The sequence below is a fragment of the Extensimonas soli genome (genome assembly GCF_029211265.1).
Lineage (GTDB): Bacteria > Pseudomonadota > Gammaproteobacteria > Burkholderiales > Burkholderiaceae_C > Extensimonas > Extensimonas soli.
Genome location: NZ_JARGEL010000013.1, coordinates 123,996 through 138,797, shown reverse-complemented (window position 1 = coordinate 138,797; position 14,802 = coordinate 123,996). Strand labels below are relative to the sequence as shown.

Here is a 14,802-nt window from a genome sequence, read left to right as displayed (position 1 = left end):
AGGGTGGCGCATGGCCGGGCAGCGGAGCCTGCCCCGCCACCCTATTCGGCGCGCGGGGTGGCCATTTTGCGGCGCAGCCGTGCCGCCCCACAGGAGTGCAGTATGAACCCCCCCGTGATTTTCATTCCCGGCGATTGGTTAGGCGACACAATGGCCGAGGCGCTTAGCGGCCAAGGCAACCAAATCGTGCGCGGGCCGGCAGCGGACGAAGTGCCGCCGCATGTCGATGCGACGGCGCTGCTGCCGCTGCTGCAGCGTGCGGACGTTCTCGTCCCCACCCCGGGCTTGCGCGTCGATCGGGCTTTGTTGCAGGCGCTGCCGCGGCTGCGCGCAGTGGTGGCGCCGGCGATCGGGGTCGAGAACATCGACGTCGCCGCCGCCACGGAACTGGGCATTCTGGTGGCGCACGGCGCCACGCCCGAAAATTTCCTGGGCATGGCCGAGTCCACCGTGATGCTGATCGCGGCGCTGGCCATGCAGCTGCCCTACAAGCAGCGCCTGCTCGCCGAAAACGCGCCGCGCCCGCGCGAGCTCTTTTCGCGCAGCGTGCGCGGCAGCACCATAGGGTTCGTGGGCATGGGCCGCATCGCACGCGGCGTGGTCGAGCGCCTGCGCGGCTGGGAGGCGCAACTGTTGTATTTCGATCCCTACGTGGCGCAGGAGCAGGCTCCGGCAGGCACCACGCGGGTCCCGCTCGACGCATTGCTGCAGCGTGCGGATTTTGTGAGCCTGCACGTCACCTTGACGGCCGAGACGCAGGGGCTGATCGGTGCGCGCGAGCTCTCCCTCATGAAGACTACGGCGTACCTCGTCAACACCTCGCGCGGCGCGGCCATCGACGAGGCGGCGCTGTGCCGCGCGCTGCAGGAGCGCCGCATCGCCGGCGCTGCGCTCGACACCTTCGCGCACGAGCCGCTGCCGCCCGACAGCCCGCTGCGCGCTTTCGTCGGCAGCGACCACGTGATCCTGACGCCGCACATCATCGGCCAGGGCCGGGAGGCCATGGACTCGCTGCGCACGGCGATCGCCGAGAACATGCGCCGCATCCTGCGCGGCGAGCCGGCGCTCTACACCAAGAACCCCGAAGTGCTCGCGCGCTGGCAGGAGCGCGTCGCGCGGTTGGCCTAATTTTCAATGCCAAATCGGCACTTCAGGCAATACCATCCAGCACTAGCAGCCTGTCGGACTTTGGAATCGTCGGCTGCGAATGTGCCGCAGCGGCCCATTTTTTACCGCCTTCTTGCCCCATAGTCCCGCTATGGGGCGGCGAATCCGGCAAAAACTGGCCTCGCTGGGGCACATTCTCGCTTTCGACGTCCAAAGTCCGACAGGCTGCTAGCAGCTATTTATAACGAAGCATCGAGGAGACCTTCATGATCACCGCCATCGTCACCTTCGCCCTGCCCCAGCCCATCACGCAGGAGGAGGCACAGAAGATTTTTCTCAGCACCGCGCCGCGCTACCAGAACCTGCCCGGGCTGCTGCGCAAGTATTACGTGCTCTCGGAGGACGGGCGCACGGCCGGCGGCGTGTACCTGTGGCAAAACCGCGAAGCAGCGCAGGCCGTGTACGACGACGCCTGGCGCGCCTTCGTGCGCGAAAAGTACGGCAGCGCGCCGCAGCTCACCTACCTGCACACGCCCGTGGTCGTGGACAACCTCACGCACGAGATCGTCTCGGGGGTGTGAAAACGGCTGGGCGCGGTACTTGCGTGGTACTTGCGCGGTACGTGGCTCAGGTCAGCCGCGTCACGCCCGGCAGCTCGCAGGCATAGATGGCGTTGCGCAGCGCGGCGATGGCCTCGTAGCGCGTGAAGCTGCGCCGCCAGGCCAACACCACGCGGCGCGAGGGCGGCGGGCCCTTGTCGTCGCCGTGCAGCGGCAGGTAGCGCACCAGGGCGTCGTCGGTTTTGCGCCGGCGCGCGTTGCCGGGCAGCGCGGTGCGCGGCACCGCGAGCTGCGGCACCAGCGTCACGCCCATGCCCTCGGCCACCATGTGCTTGATGGTTTCGAGCGACGAGCCTTCGAAGGTGCGGCGAATGCCCTCGACGTTGGTGGAAAAGCGCGCAAATTCGGGGCAGACCTCGAGCACCTGGTCGCGAAAGCAATGGCCCGCACCGAGCAGCAGCATGGTTTCGTCGCGCAGTTCGGTGGCCGACACGCTCTTGCGCTGGGCCAGCGGATGCTGGGACGGGAGGGCGGCCATGAAGGGCTCGTCGTACAGCGGCGCGATGGCCAGGTTGGTGTCGGGAAAGGGCTCGGCGAGGATCGCGCAGTCGATCTCGCCCGTGCGCAGCATGTCGAGCAGCTTGAGCGTGAAGTTTTCCTGCAGCAGCAGCGGCATTTGCGGCGTGCGCTCCATGCTGCGGCGCACCAGTTCGGGCAGCAGGTAAGGGCCTATGGTGTAGATCACGCCCAGGTGCAGCACGCCTGCAAGCGGGTCTTTGCCGCGCTGCGCGATCTCTTTGATCGCCGCGGCCTGCTCCAGCACGACTTGCGCCTGGCGCACGATCTCTTCGCCCAGCGGCGTGACGGCCACCTCGCCGGCCGTGCGCTCGAAGAGCTTGACGTCGAGCTCGTCCTCGAGCTTTTTGATCGCCACCGACAGCGTGGGCTGCGAGACATGGCAGGCCTCTGCAGCGTGGCCGAAGTGCTTGGCGCGCGCGAGCGCGACGATGTATTTGAGCTCGGTGAGGGTCATGGGCGAATGGTACAGATAGGAAAATTGGCTTCTTGCGCCCGTCAAACATGCGCTTCTTGCTCTGCAAACTGCAGCGCCACGGCTTCGAGCGAATTGTGCACCCGCTGCACCATGGGCGAGGTGCCGGCAGCTGACAGCACGAGCTCGTGCGTGGCGCGCGTCATGCCGACGTAAAGCAGGCGCAGTTCCTCGTCCAGGGGCTCGCCCTTCCAAGGCAGGGCGTCGAGCCCCGCAATCACCACGAGCGGAAACTCCAGTCCCTTGGAGCTGTGCAGCGTCATCAGCCTGACGCTGGGGTGCTTCCACACGAAGGTGCGAAAGCCCGGCGTCGCCATGGACTGCACGGCGATGCCACGGCGCTGCAGTGCCGCGGCGACCAGCACCATGCGCTGGCGGGTGCGAAACAGCACGGCGACCTCGTCGGGCGCACGCCCGTCGGCCAGGGCCTGGGCGATGCGCTCTGCCACCAGTTCGGCCTCTGCGCGCACATTGGGGGCCTGCAGCAGTACCGGCAGCGGGCCGCGCCGGCCTGCGCTGGACGGCTGCACGGCCTGCATCTGGTCGTCGGTGGCGGGCCGGTCGGCCAGCAAGCCTTGGGCGCAGTGCATGGCCAGGGCCAGCACTTCGGCGGTGTTGCGGTAGTTGAGCTTGAGAATGCTGGTGCGCCCCTGGGCCTGAATGCCCACGCTGGCGAAGTTGAACCTGCGGCGCTTTTTTTGGTAAATGGATTGCGCGTCGTCGTACAGCACGAGCAGCGCGCTCGTCGCCGGATCGACCATGCGCGCGGCCACGCGCAGCCAGGCGTCCTCGAAGTCGTGCGCCTCATCGATCAGCAGCGCCAGGTATTGCCCGCCCGGCACCAGGCCGCGCGCCACGGCACGCTCCACCGTTTCGGCCAGCGCAACAAAGTAGGCATCACCCGCCAGATGCTGCGGCACGTCGAGCTGGTAGGTGCGCACCATGTCCTGGCACCAGCCGTGGAAGGTGCGCACCTGCACGCGTTCATCGACGCCGCGCTGGCGCAGGCTGCCCTCGATGCGCTGGGCCAGGATGCGGTTGAAACACAGCACCAGGATCGGCCGCTCGGGCGCTGCCGCAGCCGCCAGCTGCTGCGCACGGAAGATCAGGATCATGGTCTTGCCCGAACCCGCCGGGCCGTGGATCACGCGGTGCCCTTCGCCCAGCGTGCGCGCGACCTGTTCCTGCTGCAGGTCCATCACCTGCATCAGGTCGGGCAGCGCGAGCGTGGGGGCGGTCTGCTCCTGCGCCTCGAACAGGGAGGCCTGCTGCACGCGCACTTCCGGAAACAGGTGCCAGCGCACGCGGTCGCGCTGCGGCAGCGTCAGCGCCTGCGGCGTCCAGCCCGCGTACATGCCCCACAGGCGTTTTTCGAATTCGTAAGGATCGAGCTCTTCGGAAAGGTCGTCGCGCAGCAGGGTTTTGAAGTCCGGGAACACCTCGGCAAAGTCCGTGCCCTCGACCTGTTTGCGCCGCACGTTCGACAGCACGCAGCCCCAGCCATAGGGCACGCGCGACTTGCCGCGAAACGGCGGCGCGTCCTGGATCAGCGCGGGGTCGCGCTCCAGCACTTCGTTGAGCTCCAGCGCATAGCCGCGCGCCTGCAGCAAGGGGTGCACCACGGTGACGAGGCCGCGCGCCGTGGCCAGTTCCACGCTGTCCCGGTTGTAGGCGCGCAGCGAACCCCAGGCCCAGTGCTTGACCTCCAGAATCAGCAAGCCGCGCCGCGGGCTGAAGACCACGAAGTCGGGCTGGCGCGCCTTCGGCCCTATGGGCACGTCGTGCCAGACCAGGTAGTCGTCGGACAGGCAGCGCTTGAGCTGGTGCAGCACGGCGCGCTCGCCCGCATTCGCGCAGCGCTTGTCGATCTGGGTCAAACCTTGGGGAAAGAGGGCCATGGGCTGGTATCGCGCTGTGTGCGACGTCGCTGGGGGGTGCCTGTTTCTGCCCAATGATAGACGCCGCCCCGTGCGCAGCCCGTGCAATTTCAGGCTTTCAAATACTCCGCCTTGCCGCCGAGCCAGCGCGCCACGTGGCGGGCGGCCAATTCGGGGTGTTGGTCGAGCATCTGCGGCGCGAGGGCGCGCGCCCATTCGAGCAGGGCCTGGTCGGTGGCCAGGTCGGCAAAGCGCAGCATGGCTTCGCCCGACTGGCGCGCGCCCAGGAATTCGCCGGGGCCGCGGATGGCCAGGTCGCGCCGCGCGATCTCGAAGCCGTCGCTGGTTTCCAGCATGGCCTTGAGGCGCGCGCGCGCCGTCTCGCCCAGGCGCCCGCTCTCGCCCGTGGCATAGAGCAGCACGCAGGCCGAGGCCGCGCTGCCGCGCCCCACGCGCCCGCGCAGCTGGTGCAGCTGGCTCAGGCCGAAGCGCTCGGCGTGCTCGATCACCATCAGGCTCGCGTTGGGCACGTCCACGCCCACCTCGATCACCGTGGTGCTGACGAGCACGGCCATCTGCCCTGCGCTGAACTGCGCCATGACGGCTTTTTTCTCGGCGCTGGGCATGCGCGCGTGCAGCAGGCCCACGCGCACGCCGGGCAGGGCCGCGCTGAGCTCGGCGTGCGTCGCCGTCGCATTCCTCAGGTCGAGCGCCTCACTCTCCTCGATCAGCGGGCAGACCCAATACACCTGCCGCCCCTGCGCAAGCTGGGCGCGGATGCGCTCTATGACCTCGCCGCGGCGCTGTTCGGCCACCAGTTTGGTGACCACGGGCGTGCGGCCCGGCGGCAGCTCGTCGATGGTCGAGACGTCCAGGTCGGCGTAGTAGCTCATGGCCAGCGTGCGCGGGATGGGCGTGGCGCTCATCATCAAGAGGTGCGGCTCCAAAAATCTGTCAGCCTCTGGCATCGTCGGCTGCGGCGCATGCCCGCTTGCGCCGCCCACAGTCTGACAAGATTCCGGTGCCGATGCCGACAGCTTCTGGCGCAGCGCGAGCCGTTGCGCGACGCCGAAGCGGTGCTGCTCGTCGATGATGGCCAGGCCCAGGCGGGCAAAGCGCACCTGCGCTTGAATCACCGCGTGCGTGCCCACGACCAGCGCGGCCTGGCCCGAGGCGATCAGCGCGAGCATTTCGGCGCGCGCTTTTGTCTTCTGGCTGCCCGTGAGCCAGGCCACGCACTGGCCGCGCGGTGCGAGCAGCGGTGCGAGCCAATCGACCAGCTTGGCAAAGTGCTGCTCGGCGAGGATTTCGGTCGGCGCCATGAGCGCGCACTGCCAGCCCGCAGCGATGGCCGTGGCCGCGGCGAGCGCCGCGACCACCGTCTTGCCCGAGCCCACGTCGCCTTGCAGCAGGCGGTGCATGGGTTGCACGCGCGCGAGGTCGTGCGCGATCTCCGCGCTCACGCGGCGCTGCGCTGCGGTGAGCTCGAACGGCAACGCCGCAAGCAATTGCTCGGGCAGCTCCCCGGCTGGCGCGCGCAGCTGCGGGGCGCGCCGCCGCGCGCGTTCGCGCCGCGCCTGCCACTGCGACAGCTGCTGCGCGAGCAGCTCCTCGGCCTTGAGGCGCTGCCACGCCGGGTGGCTGCGGTCTTCGAGCGTGGAAAGCGCGACGTCGGGCGCGGGTTTGTGCAAAAAAAAGAGCGCCTCACGCAGACTGCACAAAGACTTTTGGCCATTTTCATGCAAAAAAACGCTGCCGCCGGGCGGCGCGACGCCCGCAGGCAAAGTCTCGGACAGGTCGGCGCGCGAGAGCGCCGTCAGCACGGCGCGGCGCAAATACGGCTGGGGCAGGCCCGCCGTGCTCGGATAGACGGGCGTGAGCGCGGCAGGCAGCTCACCCTCCGCGGGGCGAAACGCCGGGTGCAGCATCTGCCGCCCCCAGAAGCCGCCGCGCACCTCGCCGCGGATGCGCAGGCGCGCGCCCACGGCCAGCGCCTTTTGCTGCGACGGGTAGAAGCTGAAAAAACGCAGCACGCAGCTGCCCGTGCCGTCCTCCACCGTGACGAGCAGCTGGCGGCGCGGGCGCAGCTGCACTTCGCTGGCCGTGACCGTGGCCTCGATCTGCACCACCTGCCCGTCGCGCGCCTGCGCGAGCGGCGTGATGCGCGTTTCGTCCTCGTAGCGCAGCGGCAGGTGCAGCGCCAGGTCGATGTCGCGCACCAGGCCGAGCTTGCGCAGGGCTTTTTGCGGGCCGCTCGGCGCGGCTTTGCGCGCATCCTTGGCCGGCTTGTCTGGCGCGATGCCCGGCGCTTCCTGCATGGCGGCGGTGCGCACATCAGCGGCGGCGTTCGAGGAAGCGGGCATGGTGAGAAGCAGGAAAATGCAGCGCAAAGCCTATCATGCCCCCTGCGGCCAACTCGAGTGCCAACTCGAGTTACCGCCCCTTACAATTGCGCACCGCATGGGTGCATGTTCCTGCACCAGCGTCCGAACGCAGCCTTCGCACAAAATCTTCCTCCATGCTCAAACGCATCCCCGTTCAAAGCCTGACCCTGGGCATGTACCTGCACGAGTTTTGCGGCTCCTGGATGGAGCACCCATTCTGGCGCGCGCAATTCCTGCTCAAAGACCCCAAAGACCTCGACCGCATCCGCGCCACCTCGATCCACGAAGTCTGGATTGATACCGACAAAGGCCTGGACGTGCCGGCCGGCACCCCCGCGACCACGCGCGAACAGGCTGACGCGCAAATCGACACCGATTTCGGCATGCTCGACGAGCTGCCGGCGTTCACCGTCTCTGCCAGCCCGCCGACCCCGGCACGCGCCCTCGCCCCGACTTCGATGGACGCCGAACTGCAAGCCGCGGCGTCGATCTGCCAGGCGTCCAAGCAGGCCATGATCGATATGTTCCGCGAAGCGCGCATGGGCAAGGCGGCTGACGCAGCCACCTCACGCGCCATCGTCGAGCAAATTTCCGACTCGATGACGCGCAACCCCAGCGCGCTCATCAGCCTGGCACGGCTCAAGACGGCGGACGACTACACCTACATGCACTCGGTGGCCGTGAGCGGGCTCATGGTGGCGCTGGCGCGCCAGATCGGGCTCGACGAGGAGCAGACGCAGATCGCGGGCATGGCCGGGCTGCTGCACGACCTGGGCAAAGCCTTCATCCCGCTGACGGTACTCAACAAACCCGGCAAACTCACCGACGAGGAGTTTGCGCTCATGCGCAAGCACCCCGCACGCGGCTGGGCGCTGCTGCGCCGCAAAGGCGACCTGCACGAAGCCGTGCTCGACGCCGTGCTGCACCACCACGAAAAAATCGACGGCTCGGGCTATCCCGACAAGCTCGCAGGCGAGCAAATCTCGCTGATCGCCAAAATGGCCGCGATCTGCGACGTCTATGACGCCATCACCTCGAACCGCCCCTACAAAAACGGCTGGGACCCGTCCGAGTCGCTGCGCCGCATGGCCGAGTGGACGCGCGACCACTTCGACGCCAAGCTCTTTCAGGCCTTCGTCAAAAGCATAGGCATCTACCCCGTGGGCTCGCTCGTGCGCCTGGCGTCGGGGCGCATCGGCGTGGTCACGCAGCAAAGCGGCAAGTCGCTGCTCATGCCCTGCGTGAAGGTGTTTTTCTCGACCAAGTCGGACTTGCGCATTCCGCCCGAGGTGATCGACCTGTCCGCCCCCGGCTGCTCCGAGAAAATCGTGGCCCGCGAAGACCCGGCACAATGGAACTTCCCCGACCTGAACGAGCTCTGGTCGGGCCAGTCTGGTCAGCCATGGTGATGCGCTGGCGTGTCGGCCCGGCCCTCTTGCTGCCACACCCATGCCCGCCATCCTCACGCTGACCCCGAACCCCGCCCTGGACTTGTCCACCACCGCCGAGCGCGTGCTGCCCACGCACAAACTGCGCTGCGGCCCCGTCACGCGCTACGCGGGCGGCGGCGGTATCAACGTGGCGCGGCTGTTGCACCGCCTGGGAGCCTGTCGGACTTTGGGCGTCGAAAGCGAGAATGCGCCCCAGCGAGACCCGTTTTTGCCGGATTCGCCGCCTCATAGTGGTGCTATGGGGCAAGAAGACGGTAAAAAATGGGCCGCTGCGGTGCATTCGCAGCCGACGATTCCAAAGTCCGACAGGCTCCTAAGCGCCGACGTGGCGGCCTGGACGCTCACGGGTGGGCCGGCCGGCGCCAAGGTGCAGCAACTGCTGCAACAAGAAGGCGTGCTCGCGCTGTGCCTGCCCATCGCCGACGACACGCGCGAAAACCTTTCCGTGATCGAAACCGCCACGGGGCAAGAGTTTCGCTTCGTGCTGCCCGGCCCCACGCTCGCCGCCGCCGAATGGCAAGCCATGCTGGCGCAGCTCGCATCCTTGGCCAACGCGCCACGCTGGCTCGTCGCAAGCGGCAGCCTGCCGCCCGGCGTGCCTGACGATTTTTACGCGCAGGCGGCGCGCATCGCACAGCGCAAGGGCGCACGCTTCGTCCTCGACAGCTCGGGCCCGGCGCTCGCTGCAGCGCTGCAGGTCGGCGCGGCGCTGGTCAAGCCCAGCCTGCGCGAATTGCGCGAGTTGACCGGCCAGGCACTGCCCGACGCGCCCGCCTGGCAGGCCGCTGCGCAAGGCCTGGTGCGCAGTGGCCAGGCCGAGCTCGTGGCGCTGTCGCTGGGCGCGCAAGGCGGGCTGATCGCAAGCCGCGACGGCGTCTGGCAGGCCCCCGCCTTGCCCGTGCCCACGACCACCGGCACCACGGGTGCGGGCGACTGTTTTCTGGCGGCGATTTTGTGGGCGCTCGAGCAAGGCGAGCCGCCACCCGAAGCGCTGCGCTGGGGCATGGCCGCCGGCGCCGCGACGCTGCTCGCACCCGGCACCGCGCTCGCCCAGGTGGCCGATGTGCAGCGCCTGCTGCCGCAGGTGGTGGTGCAGGCGGTGCCAGTGCAGTAATTCCCATCCCCTGACGCTGCAAAGACAAAGGTCTGGGACACAGCGCTGTGCTCCCGGCTTTGCCATACTCGCGCCCTTTCCTTCACTGCGGGCCTGTCCAGCCCCTCTTGCCATGCCTTTTTCCGCCCCCACCGACCCCGGCGCGCCGCGCCACTTCACGCTGCAAGACTTCGATTTCGATCTGCCGCCCGAGCTGATCGCGCAGCACCCCGCGCCCGAGCGCAGCGCCGCGCGCCTGCTCGACGGGCGCGGCGCGCAGCCCGTGGATCGCGTCTTTCGTGATCTGCCCGCGCTGCTGCAGCCGGGCGACCTGCTCGTGTTCAACGACACGCGCGTGCTCAGGGCGCGCCTGTTTGGCGAGAAAGCCAGCGGCGGCAAGCTGGAGCTGCTGATCGAGCGCGTGCTCGCAGGCAACGAGGTCGTCGCGCACATGAAGGTCAGCAAAAAGCCGCGCGTGGGCAGCACGCTGCTGATCGCGGGCGGGCCGCAGCGCGGTGGCTTCACGGCCACGCTGCTCGGGCGCTGGCCCGACGCCGACGGACCGCTCTTTCGCCTTGCGCTGCACGGCCCGGCAAACGCGCCCGATGCGACGCCCGATGCGACGCCCTATGCGCTCCTGGAGCGCTACGGCCACATGCCGCTGCCGCCCTACATAGAGCGCGCGCAGCAGTCGGCCGATGCCGCGCAGGCTGCCCAGGAAGCGCAGGACGCCGAGCGTTACCAGACCGTGTTCGCGCGCCAGCCCGGCGCCGTGGCCGCGCCCACGGCGGCGCTGCATTTCGACGCGGGCGTGCTCGCCGCGCTGGCCGCGCGTGGCGTGGAGCGCGCAAACGTCACGCTGCACGTGGGCGCGGGCACCTTCCAGCCCGTCAAGACCGAGAACCTGGCCGAGCACCGCATGCACAGCGAGTGGTACGACATCCCCGCCGCCACGCTCGAGGCGCTTGCGCGCTGCCGGGCGCGCGGCGGGCGCGTGGTCGCCGTGGGCACGACCACGGTGCGCACGCTCGAATCCTGGGCGCGCTCGGGGCACACGCGCGGCGAGACCGACATCTTCATCACGCCGGGCTTTGCGTTCCAGGTGGTGGACTTGCTCGTGACCAACTTCCACTTGCCCAAGAGCACGCTGATGATGCTCGTGAGCGCCTTTGCGGGCTACGCGCACACCATGGCGCTGTACCGCCACGCGATCGCGCAGCGCTACCGCTTTTTCAGCTACGGCGACGCAATGCTGCTCGCGCGGTGCACGGTGGAGGCGGAGTAGAGGGCGGAGGTGGAGCAAAGAACAGTAACGGCGGGAGCGGCGCCAGCCGGCCTGCGACAATCGCCCGCATGACTGCCCCGGTTTCTCCCCCCCACTCCACTGCGTTCGCGCCGCTGCGCAACGACTGTTTTCTGCGCGCCTGCCGCCGCCAGGCCACCGACTACACCCCCGTTTGGCTGATGCGCCAGGCGGGCCGCTACCTGCCCGAATACAAGGCCACGCGCGCCAAGGCGGGCAGCTTCATGGGCCTGGCGACAAACGTGGATTACGCCACCGAAGTCACGCTGCAGCCGCTCGAGCGCTTTGCGCTCGACGCCGCGATCTTGTTCAGCGACATCCTCACCGTGCCCGACGCCATGGGCCTGGGCCTGTCGTTTGCCGAGGGCGAAGGCCCGCGCTTTGCGCAGGCCGTGCGCGACGAGGCCGACGTGGCCCGGCTCGCCGTGCCCGACCTCGACAAGCTGCGTTACGTGTTCGACGCCGTCACCAGCATCCGCCGCGCGCTGCAAGGGCGCGTGCCGCTGATCGGCTTTTCGGGCAGCCCCTGGACGCTCGCGTGCTACATGGTCGAAGGCAAGGGCAGCAGCGACTACCGGCTCGTCAAGACCCTGCTCTACAGCCGCCCCGACCTCATGCACCGCATCCTCGCGGTGAACGCGGACGCCGTCGCCGCGTACCTGAACGCGCAGATCGACGCGGGCGCGCAGGCCGTGATGGTGTTCGACAGCTGGGGCGGCGTGCTGGCCGACGGTGCCTTCCAGCAGTTCAGCCTGGCCTACACGGCGCGCGTGCTCGCGCAGCTGCAGCGCACGGGCGCCGACGGGCAGGACGTGCCGCGCATCGTCTTCACCAAGGGCGGCACGCAGTGGCTCGAAGACATGCGCGCGCTCGACTGCGAGGTGCTGGGGCTGGACTGGACGGCGCACCTGGGCAAGGCGCGCGCGCTGGTCGGCGGCGCGGTGGGCGGGCCCGGCAAGGCGCTGCAGGGCAACCTGGACCCGAACGTGCTTTTTGCCCCGCCCGCGCAGATCGAGCAGCAGGTGCAGCAGGCACTCGCGAGCTTCGGCGCGCCGCACTGCGAGCGCAGCACGTGCGGCCCCACGCATATCTTCAACCTCGGCCACGGCATCAGCCAGTTCACGCCGCCCGAGCATGTGACGGCACTCGTCGAAGCCGTGCACAGCTATTCGCGCATGCAACGCCAAAGCATCACTTGTGCACAGTCTGCGGCGCGCTGAGCGCGCCATGGGCACCAATGCGGTGCGGGCCGTGGGGGACTGCGTGAGCCCCGAAGTTTTTCTAACCCATTGATTTTTCGAGCACTCAAACCCCTGCGCGTTTCCTGGGCAAAGTGAGCAAAGCACGGCGCGACAAGGCTTTGCAAGGCACTTACAAAGCCTGTCCACAAAGTTATCCACAGAAATTGTGAGGTGCAGCAAAAACTCCCGTCGAATCAAGCACTTGCACGCCAAAACAGAGAAAACAGACCCGATGCGCAAGCGCAGCTAGCACAAAAATGCCCCCAAACCGGGCCTTGACAGATACAGAAAATTCAACTTGTGCACATATTTTTTGATGCAGCGCAACCAGACATTTGCCCACCTGCGCATCTCTGGAAAACCCTGGACAGCGCAAAAGATGATTGATTCATAAGGATTTTCTTTTTTTGCTGAATTTTCATGCAGCCCAGCCAACCCACGCAGCCATGCGGCCTGGCGCCCGGTGCACGCAGGATGTCAACAAAGTTATCCACAGAAACTGCGGACACACGCCCAAAGCCCTGAAAAATCAAGCCCATGGCGCTTTTTCTTCCACCACCATGTCTGATTTGCCGCACCTCGTCCCCGTCGCCGTGCACGCCCCGGTGCACAGCGGCCTGGGCGATCTGCTGAGCTACGCGAGCGCGGCGCCGCTGCCGCCGGGCACGCTGGTGCGCGTGCCGCTGGGCGCGCGCGAGGTGCTGGGCGTGGTGTGGGACGGCGCCGCGCCGCCGCCCGCGGCAGGGGTGGAGATTCGGCCCATCGCGGGCGTGCTCGAGGGGCTTGCGCCGCTCGATGCGCACTGGCGCCGGCTCGTGGCTTTCACGGCGCGCTACTACCAGCGCAGCCTGGGCGAAGTGGCGCTTGCGGCGCTGCCGCCGCAGCTGCGCACGCTCAGCACCGAGCAAATCGCGCGCCGCCTGCGGCGCAGCACGCCCGCGCCCGAGGCGTCTGCGGAAACTATCGAAAACGTAGTGCTCAGCGCAGAGCAGGAAAGCGCCAGAGCCCAAATTGTCTCTGAACCCGGGCCTTTCTTGCTGTTCGGCAGCACGGGCAGCGGCAAGACCGAAGTCTATCTGCGCTGCGTGCAAGAGGCGCTCGCGGCGGCGCCCGACGCACAGGCGCTCGTGATGGTGCCCGAGATCAACCTCACGCCGCAGCTCGAAGAGCGCTTTCGCGCGCGCTTCGCGCCGCGCTTTGGCGCCGCGGCGGTGGTGGCGCTGCACAGCGGCATGACGCACGCGCAGCGCCTGGCGAGCTGGCTCGCGGCGCACGCGGGCCGCGCGCGCATCGTGCTGGGCACGCGCATGGCCGTGTTCGCGAGCCTGCCGGGCCTGCGCCTGATCGTCGTCGATGAGGAACACGACCCGAGCTACAAACAGCAAGAGGGCGCGCGCTATTCGGCGCGTGACCTGGCCCTCTGGCGCGGACGCGCGCAGGGCGCGAAGGTGATCCTGGGCTCGGCCACGCCCTCGCTCGAGAGCTGGCACGCAAGCCGCCCAGCGACGCCCGAAGACCCCGCGGGCGGGCGCTACCTGCGCCTGCACATGCCCAGCCGCATCGGCGCGGGCGCGCTGCCGCGCGTGCGCCGCGTGGACATGAACCAGCAGCCGCGGCGCAGCGTGCTTTCGCCGCCGCTGCTCGCGGCCATCGCCGAGCGCGTGGCGCGCGGCGAGCAGAGCATGATCCTGCTCAACCGGCGCGGCTACGCCCCGGTGCTGCACTGCGCCGACTGTGACTGGAAAAGCGACTGCCCGCACTGCAGCGCGCACCAGGTGTTCCACAAGCTCGACCGCACGCTGCGCTGCCACCACTGCGGCACCACGCAGCGCGTGCCGCGCGCCTGTCCGGCCTGCGGCAGCCTGGACATCGTGCCCATAGGCCGCGGCACCGAGCAGCTCGAAGAGCAGCTGGCCGAGCTGCTCGCACCCGTGCTGCGCCCCGACGGCACGCCCGCGCGCATCGTGCGCATAGACGCCGACAGCACGCGCGCCAAGGGGGCGCTGCAAAGCCAGCTCGCGCAGGTGCACGCGGGCGAGGTCGACGTGCTCGTGGGCACGCAGATGATCGCCAAGGGCCACGACTTTCGCCGCATCACGCTCGTGGCCGCGGTGCAGCCCGACGGCGCGCTGTTTTCGAGCGACTTTCGCGCGCCCGAGCGCCTGTTTGCGCTGCTCATGCAGGCCGCAGGCCGCGCCGGGCGCGACGCCGCCTACATGGCCGCGCAGGGCACGCCGTGCGAGATGTGGGTGCAGACCAGCCACCCGCGCCACCCCGTGTTCGAAGCGCTCAAGCGCCACGACTACCCGGCCTTCGCCGCGCAGCAGCTGCAAGAGCGCGCCGCCGCGGGCCTGCCGCCGTTCAGCTTCCAGGCGCTCGTGCGCGCCGACGCACGCACGCAGGACGTCGCCCAAGGCTTTTTGCGCGCCGCAAGCGAAGCCGCGCAGGCGCTGCCCGAGCTTGCCCAGGTCACGCTCTACCCGCCCGTGCCGCTCGCGATCCAGCGCGTGGCCAACGTGGAGCGCGCGCAAATGCTGCTCGAGAGCCAGCACCGCACCGCGCTGCAGCGCTTTCTGGCCGCGTGGCAGCCGCTCTTGCACGCCACGCGCGCCGAGCCCGCGCACAAGGGGCTGATCCGCTGGCTGATCGACGTCGATCCACTCGCGATCTGATGCCGCAAGGGGATTGGGATGCGCCATCCCGGGCAGGCACACAGCGCACGCGGCGTTTTATGA

Annotated in this window: 12 protein-coding genes; 7 read left to right on the top strand and 5 right to left on the bottom strand. The window is 68.6% G+C overall.

All coding sequences use genetic code 11. From position 1 onward, the window contains the following. The first annotated feature begins 102 nt into the window (after positions 1-102). On the top strand, positions 103-1,128 hold the full coding sequence (locus PYV55_RS04770) for a 2-hydroxyacid dehydrogenase (RefSeq protein WP_275849544.1): 1,026 nt from the start codon (positions 103-105) through the stop codon (positions 1,126-1,128). A 22-nt stretch (positions 1,129-1,150) separates the two neighbouring features. On the opposite strand, the gene PYV55_RS04765 is transcribed toward PYV55_RS04770, so the two are convergent. After that, on the bottom strand, positions 1,151-1,321 hold the full coding sequence (locus PYV55_RS04765) for a hypothetical protein (protein ID WP_275849543.1): 171 nt from the start codon (positions 1,319-1,321) through the stop codon (positions 1,151-1,153). A gap of 52 nt (positions 1,322-1,373) precedes the next feature. On the opposite strand from PYV55_RS04765, the gene PYV55_RS04760 reads away from it, so the two are divergent. Then, entirely contained in the window at positions 1,374-1,688 is a 315-nt protein-coding gene (locus PYV55_RS04760) for a YdhR family protein (protein ID WP_275849542.1), read from the top strand. 46 nt (positions 1,689-1,734) lie between these two features. Here the strand turns inward: PYV55_RS04760 and PYV55_RS04755 are convergent, their stop codons facing one another. From PYV55_RS04755 to recG, 3 genes are all read right to left on the bottom strand, one after another. Continuing rightward, positions 1,735-2,700 carry a LysR substrate-binding domain-containing protein gene (locus tag PYV55_RS04755; protein WP_275849541.1) on the bottom strand — a complete coding sequence of 322 codons (966 nt, stop codon included), beginning with the start codon at positions 2,698-2,700 and terminating at the stop codon, positions 1,735-1,737. A 41-nt stretch (positions 2,701-2,741) separates the two neighbouring features. Then, positions 2,742-4,616, bottom strand: coding sequence for a DEAD/DEAH box helicase (locus tag PYV55_RS04750; RefSeq protein ID WP_275849540.1), 1,875 nt, complete (start codon positions 4,614-4,616; stop codon positions 2,742-2,744). Positions 4,617-4,705: 89 nt separating this feature from the next. Continuing rightward, entirely contained in the window at positions 4,706-6,913 is a 2,208-nt protein-coding gene (recG, locus tag PYV55_RS04745) for an ATP-dependent DNA helicase RecG (protein ID WP_275849875.1), read from the bottom strand. Between the two features lie 200 nt (positions 6,914-7,113). On the opposite strand from recG, the gene PYV55_RS04740 reads away from it, so the two are divergent. The 4 genes from PYV55_RS04740 (at position 7,114) to hemE (ending at position 12,046) form a co-directional block, all read left to right on the top strand. Beyond that, positions 7,114-8,388, top strand: a complete 1,275-nt coding sequence (locus PYV55_RS04740; protein WP_275849539.1) for a cyclic di-GMP phosphodiesterase — start codon at positions 7,114-7,116, stop codon at positions 8,386-8,388. Positions 8,389-8,428: 40 nt separating this feature from the next. Beyond that, entirely contained in the window at positions 8,429-9,544 is a 1,116-nt protein-coding gene (locus PYV55_RS04735; protein ID WP_275849538.1) for a 1-phosphofructokinase family hexose kinase, read from the top strand. A 112-nt stretch (positions 9,545-9,656) separates the two neighbouring features. Further along, positions 9,657-10,808 carry a tRNA preQ1(34) S-adenosylmethionine ribosyltransferase-isomerase QueA gene (queA, locus tag PYV55_RS04730; protein WP_275849537.1) on the top strand — a complete coding sequence of 384 codons (1,152 nt, stop codon included), beginning with the start codon at positions 9,657-9,659 and terminating at the stop codon, positions 10,806-10,808. Between the two features lie 68 nt (positions 10,809-10,876). Then, a complete protein-coding gene (hemE, locus tag PYV55_RS04725; protein ID WP_275849536.1) occupies positions 10,877-12,046 on the top strand; it encodes a uroporphyrinogen decarboxylase in 1,170 nt (389 codons plus the stop codon). 314 nt (positions 12,047-12,360) lie between these two features. On the opposite strand, the gene PYV55_RS04720 is transcribed toward hemE, so the two are convergent. Next, on the bottom strand, positions 12,361-12,606 hold the full coding sequence (locus tag PYV55_RS04720; RefSeq protein ID WP_275849535.1) for a hypothetical protein: 246 nt from the start codon (positions 12,604-12,606) through the stop codon (positions 12,361-12,363). Positions 12,607-12,627: 21 nt separating this feature from the next. Here PYV55_RS04720 and priA point away from each other — a divergent pair, with 21 nt between their 5' ends. Next, positions 12,628-14,739 carry a replication restart helicase PriA gene (priA, locus tag PYV55_RS04715; protein ID WP_275849534.1) on the top strand — a complete coding sequence of 704 codons (2,112 nt, stop codon included), beginning with the start codon at positions 12,628-12,630 and terminating at the stop codon, positions 14,737-14,739. Positions 14,740-14,802: the final 63 nt, after the last annotated feature.

What these genes read in the sequence shown, in the direction of transcription:
- hemE (WP_275849536.1), top strand. Translation starts at nt 10,877, where the DNA reads ATGACTGCCCCGGTTTCTCCCCCCCACTCCACTGCGTTCGCGCCGCTG.
- PYV55_RS04720 (WP_275849535.1), bottom strand. Translation starts at nt 12,606, where the DNA reads ATGGGCTTGATTTTTCAGGGCTTTGGGCGTGTGTCCGCAGTTTCTGTG.
- PYV55_RS04750 (WP_275849540.1), bottom strand. Translation starts at nt 4,616, where the DNA reads ATGGCCCTCTTTCCCCAAGGTTTGACCCAGATCGACAAGCGCTGCGCG.
- priA (WP_275849534.1), top strand. Translation starts at nt 12,628, where the DNA reads ATGTCTGATTTGCCGCACCTCGTCCCCGTCGCCGTGCACGCCCCGGTG.
- PYV55_RS04740 (WP_275849539.1), top strand. Translation starts at nt 7,114, where the DNA reads ATGCTCAAACGCATCCCCGTTCAAAGCCTGACCCTGGGCATGTACCTG.
- PYV55_RS04735 (WP_275849538.1), top strand. Translation starts at nt 8,429, where the DNA reads ATGCCCGCCATCCTCACGCTGACCCCGAACCCCGCCCTGGACTTGTCC.
- PYV55_RS04770 (WP_275849544.1), top strand. Translation starts at nt 103, where the DNA reads ATGAACCCCCCCGTGATTTTCATTCCCGGCGATTGGTTAGGCGACACA.
- PYV55_RS04760 (WP_275849542.1), top strand. Translation starts at nt 1,374, where the DNA reads ATGATCACCGCCATCGTCACCTTCGCCCTGCCCCAGCCCATCACGCAG.
- PYV55_RS04755 (WP_275849541.1), bottom strand. Translation starts at nt 2,700, where the DNA reads ATGACCCTCACCGAGCTCAAATACATCGTCGCGCTCGCGCGCGCCAAG.
- recG (WP_275849875.1), bottom strand. Translation starts at nt 6,913, where the DNA reads ATGCAGGAAGCGCCGGGCATCGCGCCAGACAAGCCGGCCAAGGATGCG.
- queA (WP_275849537.1), top strand. Translation starts at nt 9,657, where the DNA reads ATGCCTTTTTCCGCCCCCACCGACCCCGGCGCGCCGCGCCACTTCACG.